The following is a 13120-nucleotide window of genomic DNA, read 5'->3' as shown; positions in this document are numbered from 1 at the left end:
TTTCACTTAATACTCCTATTAACGAGATGAGAGAGAGAAAAGTTTCATTAAATTTAAAAATAGCGAAGAGAAAAAAGAATGATGCAATCCCCATCTTTTTTATAAGGACTGTGCCATTCTTTTTATTTGGCTATTTTCGTAAAGTTTGTTGCGATTACCCGCAGCAGGAATACACTTCGCTTTCCGTGGGGCCCACGCTAATCTCGTCGCGTCTTCGTGTATTCCGGCTGCTCCATTTTTCCAACTAATTTTTTTCCTATTTAAAAAACAACAATCCTTTAGAAAACAACCTTTTATTTAAACAAAAGTTATTCCGCATTCATAATTTTTAAATGGGAAATATTTAAGAAATTACGAATGTTTAGCGCGGTAGCACCGAATAAAGATGCTTTAGAACCAAGACTTGAATTTTCAATGATAATATCTTTATTAAAGGAACTTTCCAAGTTATCACTAATTAATGAAAGTATTTCAGGAATTCTCCGAATGACAGAACTATTCATAAATATAACCTTGGGTGCAAAAAAGGTCATAATATTGTTTATTCCCTTTGAGAGGTTGTAGCAATGTTGTTGAACAATCTCTAGTACGATCGAATCATGAGCGTAATAGAGTTCAGCCAATAAATCTGGAGTAACATCGGATAACTGTTTTCTGTCTTTAAGTTGTTCAAGGAGTACTTTATCGGAACAATATTGTTCTAGACAGCCTTTATTTCCACAGGGACAACTTTTGCCGTTTGGATACAGAATGGAATGTCCAACTTCACCAGCTCTACCGTCTAAACCTGTGAACAATTGACCATCAATAATAATTCCTGCGCCAATCCCGCTGTGAATACTTAAACTAATTAGGTTATTAAATTCCGTTGAAAAAGTAGACTCTCCTATTGCTGTTAAATTTGCTTCGTTTTCAATATGAATAGGATAAGGATACAGTTTCGTCAATTCTTCATAAAGTTCTATTTTGTCTAAATCATAATAGGGTGTAAATAAGATATTGTTGTCGTTGACAATACCATGAATGGCAATGCCAATTCCGATAATACCATACGTTGTCAGATTGCTTATTTTCTCATATTTATCAATAATACTAGCAATATGGGAAAGGACATTCTCTTTTGTGATAAATGTACCTCTTTCTTTATTATAGAAAACCACTTCTCCGTCTAAATAAGTAACCATTGTTGAAATGAAGTCATAGCCAAGCTCGATGGCAATCGACAGACCTGCTTTATTATTTAATTGTAGAAGAATAGGTTTTCTTCCACCAGAATGGCTACTTGCTCCGATTCCGATTTCTTCAATAAGTTTATCCTCGAGTAACTTCTTTGTTATATCAGAAACGGTTGCTTTATTTAAACCAATATTGGATGAGAGGCTCGCTCGAGAAATCGGGGCATGTTGAACAATTTGCTCCATTACAAGAGAAGCATTTTGTTCTCTAATTACATATTTATCTGTGACCATTATTTTCCTCCAAACTGATTAATCACCTTTTAACGATGTTCATATTGTTAGGTTACCATACTAATTAAAATACTTCTATCTAATTTCCAAATAAAATTGTAAAAAAGCTATTGTAAGCGCTTGACAAAAAACTCTGTTGGATTTATGATTAATTCAGTTAGTATGTTGAACTAACAAATTAAATGTGGTTTAATAGATTAGTAGAGAAATGGAATTGCTACTTAGAAAAAAGTAAGTTAAAAATGAAAAATATCTTTTATAACAATTAGGAGGGAATTAGAATGGAATTTTTTCCAATGATTAAAAAAGTAAAATATGAAGGAACAAAAACAGAAAATATTTTTGCGTATCGTCACTACAATCCAGAGGAAGTAGTATTAGGAAAAACAATGAAAGAACATTTACGATTCAGCATGGCATGGTGGCATACATTAACACAAGATGGATCCGATCCATTCGGGGCAGCTACAAATGTTCGTAACTGGTTTGGCGAAACGCCAATGGAAACAGCAAAAAATCGAGTAGAAGCTGGCTTTGAATTAATGGAAAAAATGGGCTTTGAATTCTTTTGCTTCCATGATGTAGATATTGCTCCAGAAGGTGAAACTCTTCAAGAGTTCTTAAACAACTTAGATGTAATTACAGATTTAATTAAAGAAAAAATGGATCAAACAGGCATTAAATTACTATGGAATACAGCAAATATGTTTACAAACCCTCGTTTTGTACATGGTGCAGCTTCTTCATCTAATGCAGAAGTGTTCGCATATGCTGCAGCACAAGTGAAAAAAGGATTGGAAATTAGCAAAAAGCTTGGCGGTAAAAATTATGTATTCTGGGGTGGCCGTGAAGGATATGAGTCTCTACTAAATACGGACTTACAATTAGAACAAGATAATATGGCTCGTCTTTTCCATATGGCTGTTGAATATGCAAAAGAATTAAATCATGAAGTTCAATTCTTAATTGAGCCAAAACCAATGGAACCATCAAAACACCAATATGATTTTGATGCAGCTACTACAATGGCATTCTTACAAAAATACGATCTTGATAAATACTTTAAGTTAAACTTAGAAGCAAACCACGCTACATTGGCAGGACATACTTTTGAACATGAAATGGCAGTAGCAAGAAGCTATAATGCACTTGGATCTCTAGATGCAAACCAGGGGGATATAATGCTTGGATGGGATACAGATGAGTTCCCAACTAACATCTATGATACAACTCTAGCAATGTATCAAGTGCTAGAAAATGATGGAATTGCTCCTGGTGGTATCAACTTTGATGCAAAAGTACGCCGTTCTTCATTCTCAATGGAAGATTTAATTCTTGCACATATCGCTGGTATGGATACTTTTGCACGCGGTTTAAAATCAGCGGCAAAATTAAAAGAAGATGGATTCTTCGATAAAGAGATTGAACGCAGATATAAAAGCTATACAACTGGTATCGGTAAATCAATTGTAGAAGGAAAAGAAAACTTAAAAACATTAGCAGAGTATGCATTACAGCATGATCAAATTGAAAACGAACCAAATCATCTAGAATTCTTAAAATCTCGTTTAAACGATTATTTAGTTTAATAGAATATAAAAAATGGCAGTTTTCTAAAACAATAAAAAAATAAAAAGGTAACACCAATAAAGGGGTGTCTCAGGTAGAAGGAGCTGGCATCACAAGTATATTCATTAGTAGTAGCTTATTAAGACAAATCTACTAGATATACATGTTGAAGTCTGAATCTCTAAGTGAGACATCCCTTTGTTCCTTGTTTTCACTCTACTTATGAAAGGAGCAATTAACATGTCATATGTAATTGGAATTGATTTAGGGACTAGTTCATTAAAAGGCTTACTAGTGGATAAAGAAGGAAATGTGCTTATAACAAAAAGCTCTGAATACGAGCTTTTAACTCCACAGCCAAAGTTTAGTGAGCAAAATCCTAATGTTTGGATTGAAGCATTAGATATTGTGCTAAAAGAAATTATTGAAGCGTTTCCAGAAGCAGCGTCCAAGACGGAAGGGATTAGCTTTTCTGGACAGATGCATAGCTTAGTTTTATTAGATGAAAATGGAGCACCGCTAAGAAACGCCATTTTGTGGAATGATGTAAGAACAAGTAAGCAATGTCAAAATATAATGGATAAAGCAGGACAGGAAGTTATTCACATCACGAAGAATAAAGCGTTAGAAGGCTTTACTTTGCCTAAACTGCTATGGGTAAAAGAAAATGAACCGACTATATGGGAACATGCTAAGCACTTCCTATTACCTAAAGATTATTTAGGTTTCTATTTAACCGGCAATAAGCAAATGGAGTATTCAGATGCTGCAGGAACATTATTACTAAATGTAGAAGAAAAGGTTTGGAGCGAATCAATTGCTGAATTATTTGAGCTACCGCTATCCATTTTCCCTAAGCTTGTAGAGTCCTCTGAGCAGATAGGCATAATCAAAAAAGAGCTTGCAGAGAAGTTTGGGTTTACAACCGACATTGCTGTTTTTTCAGGTGGTGCTGATAACGCTTGTGCAGCAGTAGGCGCTGGGATCGTAGAAGAAGGGATGGGATTAGCTAGTATCGGGACATCTGGTGTATTCCTTTCTTATGAACCAGATGGACAACAGGATTACGAAGGGAAAGTTCATTATTTCAATCATGCGATAAAGAACAGTTTTTATTCTATGGGTGTAACATTATCTGCTGGATATAGTTTAAACTGGTTTAAAAATACATTTGCCGCAGATAAAAGCTATGACCAGCTTCTTTCTAATATGGATAATGTAGCAATTGGTTCGGATGGTTTATTGTTTACTCCTTATATTATGGGAGAAAGAACACCATATACAGATAGCCAAATTAGAGGAAGCTTTATCGGAATGGATACAAGACATACATTAGATAATTTTGCCCGCGCTGTTGTAGAAGGAATCACTTTTTCGTTGAATGATAGTAAGATTCTTATGGAGGAAAATGCGAATAAGCAGTTTACTCGTATTGTCTCTGTAGGGGGAGGAGCGAAAAATAGTGATTGGCTCCAAATACAAGCTGACGTTTTTAATGCACCAGTGGTTAATTTGACAGTGGAACAAGGACCAGGATTAGGAGCAGCTATGATTGCAGCAGTTGGATTAAGCTGGTTTCCAACGATGAATGAATGTGTAGATAAATTTGTCCACTATAAAGAAGAGTTTTTACCAAATCCTGAAAATGTAAAGAAATATAAAAAGGTATATGAGATTTATAAAGGAGTATATGCTGCAACAAAAGAAACTACCCATAAACTCCATGCACTAAATGACTAATATAACCTAAAAAGAAGGAGATCTCTCCTTCTTTTTAATCATTTTAAACCATTTTCTAATGTTTGCAGCATTTCTGTTTTATCCTCTTCCGATGAATTCTTCCAAATTACTTCAAATAAAACGCCTAAGCCAGGCAACATTTTTTCTTCCCCATTTTGGATAGCATCCACGATTGTATCCTTTAATTCATCCTGAGAATTGCCAGCTACATTATGGATGATCGCATTTCGTAAATTTAAATTCATAAAATAAGCACCCTTCTTTCCATTATTATCTCTCAACGTCAGCTCTAAGAATTTGTAAATGATATAGATAGACGTTTTTGAAGAACATATCTATTTTTTATCATTTCACCAATGACGTTTATTATGTATTTTATTTACGATATAATAAAGGAATATGAAAAAAATTTAAACTTAGGCTGCTAAAATTAGTAACAAACTATACAAACATCCTAAATGAAAGAATATGAGAACAGATAGTGATTATGAAGGAGAATAGTAAGTGAAGCACATACTTTCAGTGAAAAATCCACAAGTTAAAGAATGGAAGAAAAGGTTAACGAAAAAAGAAAGAGAGAAGACAGGAACGTTCTTGGTAGAAGGTTTCCACTTAGTGGAAGAGGCTTTTAAAGCAGAGGCTATTATCGATTTAATTATTTCAGAAGAAATCGATGTACCTTCTTGGGATTACGGAGATATACCAATAACGATTGTAACGAAAGAAATTATTAAGGAATTATCGGATACGGAAACGCCACAAGGAATTTTTGCTTTATGCAGACAACTTGATTATCCAGAAATCTTGTCTACGGCCCAAACCTTTATTGCGATTGATCAAGTACAAGACCCTGGTAACATGGGAACCATTATCCGAACAGCAGATGCAGCAGGGGTGGATGCTGTTATAATTGGAGAAGGGACAGTAGATATTTACAACCCGAAAGTAGTCCGATCAGGGCAAGGCAGCCATTTTCACCTGCCTATTGTAAAAACAAATTTGTCTGCCTTTATTGATGCTTTAAAAGAAAGACATATTCCTGTTTATGGAACAGCCCTTGAAAATGGTAGAAACTATCGAGAAATAGAAAAGACAGATACTTTTTGTTTAATCTTGGGCAATGAGGGTAGTGGTGTAAGCAAACAAGTATTAAGCAAGACAGATACTAATTTGTATATACCAATCCATGGAAAAAGCGAATCCCTAAACGTCGCTGTTGCAGCAGGAATTTTAATGTATTATTTTAAATAGACTGATTTCTAACGGTACGCATTTATTGAGTTGGAAGCAGCATTTGAAAATAAAATAATGTGGGGCGGAAGAGGCACTCGTTCGACTCTTATGGGAAATGCGAGAAAGTCTGAGTTCAAACTAAAAAGGCATTTGAAAACTGAATAGATATATATTATAATTAAAACCAAATTACATGAATAAAGACATTGATGGAGAAAAGTAATAGATGATTTTTAATGTAGGAAGAAAATGCCGTAGACTGAAAGCATTTTTATTAAAAGCATTTATGAAGTTCACCTCCTGAGTCGGCATCGGGACCATTTTTCTTTTAGAAAGGTGTAAAGATGTACCGGTATAGACTACCGTTATCCAAATGAAGTGAACTTGTTTTATATACATACAAGTTAATTAGGGTGGTACCGCGACAATAACCTCGTCCCTTTTTTGGGGATGGGGTTTTTTTATGCCAATTTTCATGCGAAAACAATATATTAAGGAGGAAATGTAATGGAAGATAAATTAAAAGAACTGCAAGCTGAAGCGCTAACACGCATTGAAAACAGTAATGATATGAAAGAATTAAATGAAATTCGTATTGCATACTTAGGTAAAAAAGGTCCGATCACAGAAGTGTTAAAAGGGATGGGCAAACTATCTGCAGAAGAAAGACCAAAAATGGGTGCGTTAGTGAATGTAATTCGTGATGAAATTACTCATCACATTGAAGCAAAACAAAAAGCATTAGAAGAAGCAATTGTCCATGAAAAAATTGCTTCTGAGAAAATTGATATTACATTACCTGGACGTCCAGTCGCTGTGGGGAATCACCATCCACTTACAAGAGTAGTGGAAGAAATTGAAGATCTCTTTATTGGTATGGGTTATACCATTGAAGAAGGACCAGAGGTAGAAAATGATTACTATAATTTTGAAGCCTTGAATCTTCCTAAAGATCACCCAGCTAGGGATATGCAGGATTCATTTTATATTACAGAAGAAACATTGCTTAGAACACAAACTTCCCCAATGCAAGCAAGAACGTTAGAGAAGCATAAAGGGAAAGGTCCAGTCAAAATTATTTGTCCTGGTAAAGTATATCGTCGTGATAATGATGATGCGACTCATTCCCACCAATTTATGCAGATTGAAGGGCTTGTAGTAGACGAAAACATTCGTATGAGCGATTTAATTGGGACACTTGAAGTTTTTGCGAAGAAAATGTTTGGAGAAGAAAGAGAAATCCGCTTACGTCCAAGCTTTTTCCCATTTACTGAGCCTTCCGTTGAGGTAGATATTTCTTGTTTCATCTGTAAAGGTGCAGGATGTAGTGTGTGTAAAAAAACAGGGTGGATCGAAATCTTAGGAGCCGGAATGGTTCATCCAAATGTATTGGAAATGTCCGGATTTGACTCGAAAAAATATTCTGGGTTTGCTTTTGGAATGGGTCCTGAGCGAATTGCTATGTTGAAATATGGAATTGATGATATCCGTCATTTCTATACAAATGATGTGCGTTTCTTAAAACAATTTTCAGTACCGGAATATTAATAGGGGTGGAGGAGAAAAAATGTTAGTATCCTATAATTGGTTAAATGAATATGTAGATTTAAATGGCATTAGTCCTGATGAATTAGCAGAAAAAATTACAAAGAGCGGTATCGAAGTAGAAGGTGTCGAGATTCTCGATGAAGGTATTAAAAATGTAGTCATTGGTTATGTTGTGGAGCGTGAGCAACATCCAAATGCAGACAAATTGAATAAATGTTTAGTAGATGTTGGAGAGGGCGATCCAATACAAATTATCTGTGGTGCTCCCAATGTAGATAAGGGCCAAAAAGTTGCTGTTGCAAAAGTAGGAGCAGTTCTTCCAGGCAACTTCAAAATAAAAAAAGCAAAGCTTCGTGGAGAAGAATCAAACGGAATGATTTGTTCCTTGCAAGAGCTTGGCATCGAAGGCAAGATGGTTGCCAAAGATTATGCACAAGGTATTTTTGTCTTCCCTAATGATGTTGAAGTTGGAAAGAATGCGTTAGAATATTTACAACGAAATGATGCAGTTTTAGAACTTGGCCTAACACCTAACCGTGCAGATTGCTTAAGCATGCTTGGTGTAGCTTATGAAGTAGCGGCAATTTTAGAAAAAGAAGTAAAATTACCTGATACGAAATATCCAACTATTAATGAGAAAGCATCTGATTATATTAAAGTTTCTGTTGAAGAGAATGCAGCTACGCCATTATATACAGCAAGAGTAATTAAAAAGGTTAAAATCGCTCCATCTCCATTATGGATGCAAGGAAAATTAATGGCAGCAGGAATTCGTCCACATAACAATGTGGTAGATATTACGAACTATATTTTATTAGAATATGGTCAACCGTTGCATGCTTTTGATTATGATAAAATTGGTTCAAAAGAAATTCTAGTAAGAAGAGCACAAAGTGGAGAAAAGATTACGACGCTTGACGAAACAGAAAGAACATTATCAGTGGATAATCTACTTATTACGAATGGAAAAGAAGGAATTGCAGTTGCGGGAGTAATGGGTGGCGCAAATTCTGAAGTACAGTCTGATACGACAACTGTTTTATTAGAATCTGCTTATTTTGACAGTAAAGTAATTCGCAGATCATCAAAAGTAATTGGTTTAAGAAGTGAAGCAAGTGCAAGATATGAAAAAGGTATTGATCCAAATCGAGTACGACAAGCGGCAGATAGAGCTTGCCAATTATTACATTTATATGCAGGCGGAGAAGTGCTTGAAGGGGAAGTAGCAGTTGATACATTAACTGCTGAACCAAAAGTAGTTTCGATTACGCTAGAAAAAATTAATCAAACATTAGGAACCTCTTTAGAGACGAATGGAGTAACAGCTATTTTTGATAGTCTTCAATTTACAACACAAGTGGAAGGCGATACATTCACAATAACTGTTCCGACAAGAAGAAATGATATTGTTATCGAGGCAGATCTAATAGAAGAGGTTGCACGTCTTTTTGGTTATGATAACTTACCGAAAACATTGCCAATTGGCGCAGCTACACCAGGTGCTTTAACTGCTTATCAGAAAAAGCGTCGTATGGCACGTAGATATTTAGAATCCGCTGGGTTATATCAAGCAATTACGTATTCTTTAACAAATGAAGCAAAAGTGCATAGTTTTGCTTTAGAGAAAAGAAATCCAATTAAACTTGCGATGCCTATGAGTGAAGAACGTGCGTTATTACGTCAAAGTATTGTACCACAGCTATTAGAAGTGCTTAAATATAATGCAGCAAGACAAAATGAAAATATAGCTGTTTATGAAACAGGTGTTGTTTTCTTAGCGAATGGAGAACAAGAGCTTCCAGAGGAAAGAGAACATTTAGCTGGTGCTGTTACAGGTATTTGGAGCACTCACCAATGGCAAGGAGAAAAGAAAACAGTTGATTTCTTCGTTGTAAAAGGTGTATTGGAAGGTTTGTTCCAAAAATTAGGCATTCTTGAGCAAATTACGTTCACTAGAGCGGAATTGGAAGGTATGCATCCAGGAAGAACAGCCGAAATAGTCCTTAATGGAGAGGCAATTGGGTTTGTCGGTCAAGTTCATCCACAAATGCAAAAGGATTTAGATTTAAAAGAAACATATTGTTTTGAACTAGACTTGATTAAATTATTCGCTGTAGAAGTAGAAGCATTACATTATACTTCTATTCCTCGTTTCCCATATGTAACAAGAGATATCGCACTCGTTGTTGATAAACAAATTTTAGCGGGCAACCTTCAAGACATTATTATTGAAGCTGGTGGGAAATTGTTGAAAGATGTGCAAGTGTTTGATTTATATGAGGGAGAAAAAATGGAAGAAGGGAAAAAATCAATTGCTTTCTCTTTAACGTATTTCGACCCAGAACAAACATTAACTGATGAAATGATCAGTAAAGCTCATGAAAAAGTGCTTGAAGCAGTGAAAGAAAAAGCTGGTGCTTCGTTAAGAGGCTAATGAATAGGAAAAACATCTCGGAGTGATACGCTGAGATGTTTTTTTATTGGCTGTTTTCTAAAGGATTGTTGTCTATTCAATGGGAAAAAAGAATTAGTTGGAAAAATGGAGCAGCCGGAATACACGAAGACTCCTGTGGGATTAGCGAGATTGTCTGAGACCCCGGAGGCGAAGCTGAGGAGGCTCAGCGCGAGCCCACGGAAAGCGAAGTGTATTCCGGCTGCGGGTAATCGCAACAAACTTTACGAAAACAGCCTTTTTATTTGATGATATCAGTAAATATTTCCCGTTATCGCAAGTCTTACAAGAGAATCTATTCGAATGACTTCCCTAGCAAGAATAGTTCATGATATGATAGAAACTAGGATTCTTTAGAATGGAGGCATGGACGTGTCAAATACCCCTAAAAATCGAACAAATGTTGATATATACGGAACACCATATACAATAATAGGGAAAGAACCTTCTAGCCATGTTAGATTGGTTGCCTCCATAGTTGATGAAAAAATGCGTGAAATTCATGTTAAGAATCCCTCACTTGATTTGAATAAACTTGCCGTCCTTACTGCGGTTAATATAGTAAACGACTATATAAATCTAGAGGATCGTGTGAAAGAATTGGAAGAAGAATTAAAAAGAAGAGAAAAGGACTGACCATGTTCATGTTAGACATTATTTTAGTTATATTGCTGCTTTTTGGTCTTCTTAGAGGACTGAAAAGAGGATTTATTATGCAAGTCATACACTTAACAGGTTTTATAGTTGCGTTTATAGTTGCTAATAAATACTATATTCCCTTATCGCAAAAATTAACACTGTGGATTCCGTATCCAAATGCAGGAGAAAGTAGTTTTCTACATTCCCTTATTCAAACAGCAAATATAGAAGAAGTTTTTTATAGAGGCTTCTCCTTTATTGTGATATTTTTTGTTGTGAAAATTATTTGGCAAATTCTTGGTAGTATGATAGACTTTGTTGCTAGTATACCAATCTTAAAGCAGTTAAATACATGGGCTGGTGCTGTATTAGGATTTGTTGAAACATATTTGCTATTATTCCTTCTATTATATATTTCTATTTTAATCCCGGTTGGTTTTATGCAAACTCAATTAAATGAATCCTCTGTTGCAGCATGGATGATAGAAAATACTCCATATTTTTCTGAGAAAATAAAAGATTTATGGTTTGATTATATGGCTTCATAGAAAAGAGGGAACTCTTCTAGCTTTATATGTAGCTAGAAGAGTTTTTTAGTATGCTTTTCACAATACTACTTGATTATAGAATTCTTACAGTTCATGGTATGATAAGTAGGTAGGATTAAAAGAGGAATGTTTATTTTACGTATGTGGGTGATGAAACGATGATTACAAATAAAGAGATTATTCGACTATTAGAACAAATAGCGATATATATGGAGCTTAAGGGAGAAAATCCTTTTAAAATTTCTGCCTTTCGAAAAGCTGCTAATACAATTGAAACAAGTGAAGAGAGTTTAACCGAACTAGAAGATTTAACGGAGCTGCCTGGAATAGGTAAAGGGACAGCGGCAGTTATCGAGGAATACATAAAAGAAGGAAAATCCACGGTTTTACAAGAGTTAAAAGACGATGTTCCAAAAGGGTTAATACCTTTGCTGCAGCTGCCAGGTCTCGGTGGGAAAAAGATAGCAAGATTATATAAAGAGTTATCTGTTGAAAATGCCGATGATTTAAAAAATGCATGTTTAAAAGGGGAAGTACAAGCATTAAAAGGATTTGGAAAAAAGACAGAAGAAAAAATTATGGAGGCACTCCAAAATGTTGGAACGAGACCAGAGCGATTACCAATTGCATTTATGATTCCGATAGCAGTCTCGATTGAGGAACATCTCGCAAAAATGGAAGGCGTTGTCCAATATTCTAGAGCTGGAAGCTTAAGAAGAGTGCGGGAAACTATTAAAGATTTAGATTTTATTATAGCAACAGACAAGCCTAATCGGGTGAAAGAGCAGTTGCTTCAGCTTCCGTCCATTAAAGAAGTTATTGGGGCAGGCTCAACAAAAGTAAGTGTCATTCTAGGATTGGATTATGATGTCTCCATTGACTTTCGATTAGTGAAGCCAAAGGAATTTGCAACAACACTGCATCATTTCACAGGATCAAAGGAACATAATGTGCGAATGAGACAACTAGCAAAGGAACGTGGAGAAAAAATAAGTGAGTACGGTGTCGAGAATAATGAAACAGGCGAAGTAGAAACGTTTGAGACAGAGGAAGCGTTCTATCATTATTTCGGACTGCCATTTATTCCCCCTGAGATTAGAGAAGATGGCAAAGAAGTAGAACGCTATTCAGAAGATAGCAAGCTTATTTCCTTGGAAGATATTAAAGGGGATTTGCATATGCATACGACAGCAAGTGATGGTGCCCATACATTAGAGGAAATGATAGAAGCCAATCGTAAATTAGGCTATCAATATATGGCCATTACAGATCATTCTCAATATTTAAAGGTTGCAAACGGATTAACCCCAGACAGAGTAAGAAAGCAAATAAAAGAAATTAAAAGGTTGAACGCTAAATATGAGGATATAACTATTTTAGCTGGTGCTGAAATGGATATTTTGCCAGATGGCACTTTAGATTATGATGAGGACTTATTGAAAGAACTAGACATCGTAATTGCATCTATTCATTCTGCTTTTTCACAATCCAAAGATAAGATTATGAATCGATTAAAAGCTGCAATGGAAAACAAGTATGTTGATATTATTGCTCATCCAACGGGAAGAAAAATTGGAAAAAGAGATGGTTATGATGTCGATATGGAAATGCTCATTCAATTAGCGAAAGAAACGAATACAGTTCTAGAACTGAATAGTAATCCTAACCGCTTAGATTTAAATGCAACATATGTCAAAATGGCACAAGATGCTGGAGTGAAGATTGTTATTAATACAGATGCACATTATAAACATGAGCTTCACAATATGGCAATGGGCGTATCTACAGCAAAAAAAGGTTGGATAAAAAAATCAACCGTATTAAATGCAATGTCAAAAGAAGAATTATTAGCCTTCTTATATAAAGGCTAATCAGTTTGTCGACAAAAATATTATTAAATCCGTAAAATGGGATAGCAAAGG

General features: G+C 35.3%; 10 protein-coding genes and 1 other annotated feature. Of the genes, 8 read left to right on the top strand and 2 right to left on the bottom strand.

Annotated features, from left to right (window positions below):
- Nucleotides 1-308 precede the first annotated feature (308 nt).
- Complete coding sequence (locus tag HHU08_RS17330; RefSeq protein ID WP_169188947.1) at nt 309-1469, bottom strand: ROK family protein; 1161 nt, start codon at nt 1467-1469, stop codon at nt 309-311.
- 281 nt (nt 1470-1750) lie between these two features.
- Between HHU08_RS17330 and xylA the strand changes: the two genes are divergently transcribed.
- Together xylA and xylB are read left to right on the top strand one after the other, a co-directional pair.
- Entirely contained in the window at nt 1751-3058 is a 1308-nt protein-coding gene (gene xylA, locus HHU08_RS17325; RefSeq protein WP_101730666.1) for a xylose isomerase, read from the top strand.
- Between the two features lie 220 nt (nt 3059-3278).
- Nucleotides 3279-4778 carry a xylulokinase gene (xylB, locus tag HHU08_RS17320; RefSeq protein ID WP_169188946.1) on the top strand — a complete coding sequence of 500 codons (1500 nt, stop codon included), beginning with the start codon at nt 3279-3281 and terminating at the stop codon, nt 4776-4778.
- Nucleotides 4779-4816: 38 nt separating this feature from the next.
- Here the strand turns inward: xylB and sspI are convergent, their stop codons facing one another.
- A complete protein-coding gene (gene sspI, locus HHU08_RS17315; RefSeq protein ID WP_101730668.1) occupies nt 4817-5023 on the bottom strand; it encodes a small acid-soluble spore protein SspI in 207 nt (68 codons plus the stop codon).
- Nucleotides 5024-5282: 259 nt separating this feature from the next.
- Here sspI and HHU08_RS17310 point away from each other — a divergent pair, with 259 nt between their 5' ends.
- The 6 genes from HHU08_RS17310 (at nt 5283) to polX (ending at nt 13069) form a co-directional block, all read left to right on the top strand.
- Nucleotides 5283-6029, top strand: a complete 747-nt coding sequence (locus tag HHU08_RS17310) for a TrmH family RNA methyltransferase (protein WP_169188945.1) — start codon at nt 5283-5285, stop codon at nt 6027-6029.
- Nucleotides 6030-6208: 179 nt separating this feature from the next.
- Nucleotides 6209-6455 (top strand) — a binding site (T-box leader).
- Between the two features lie 63 nt (nt 6456-6518).
- Nucleotides 6519-7559, top strand: a complete 1041-nt coding sequence (gene pheS / locus HHU08_RS17305) for a phenylalanine--tRNA ligase subunit alpha (RefSeq protein ID WP_169188944.1) — start codon at nt 6519-6521, stop codon at nt 7557-7559.
- A 19-nt stretch (nt 7560-7578) separates the two neighbouring features.
- Nucleotides 7579-9993, top strand: coding sequence for a phenylalanine--tRNA ligase subunit beta (pheT, locus tag HHU08_RS17300; protein ID WP_101730671.1), 2415 nt, complete (start codon nt 7579-7581; stop codon nt 9991-9993).
- Between the two features lie 390 nt (nt 9994-10383).
- A complete protein-coding gene (gene zapA / locus HHU08_RS17295; RefSeq protein ID WP_016201787.1) occupies nt 10384-10647 on the top strand; it encodes a cell division protein ZapA in 264 nt (87 codons plus the stop codon).
- Nucleotides 10648-10655: 8 nt separating this feature from the next.
- Entirely contained in the window at nt 10656-11198 is a 543-nt protein-coding gene (locus HHU08_RS17290) for a CvpA family protein (protein WP_016201786.1), read from the top strand.
- A gap of 158 nt (nt 11199-11356) precedes the next feature.
- Nucleotides 11357-13069, top strand: coding sequence for a DNA polymerase/3'-5' exonuclease PolX (gene polX / locus HHU08_RS17285; RefSeq protein WP_169188943.1), 1713 nt, complete (start codon nt 11357-11359; stop codon nt 13067-13069).
- The last annotated feature ends 51 nt before the right edge of the window (nt 13070-13120 follow it).

Origin of the sequence: Niallia alba (assembly GCF_012933555.1) — a bacterium.
GTDB classification, from domain to species: Bacteria; Bacillota; Bacilli; order Bacillales; family Cytobacillaceae; genus Niallia; species Niallia alba.
The sequence above is the reverse complement of the archived record's forward strand: the minus strand, read 5'-3'. Positions and strand labels throughout refer to the sequence as shown.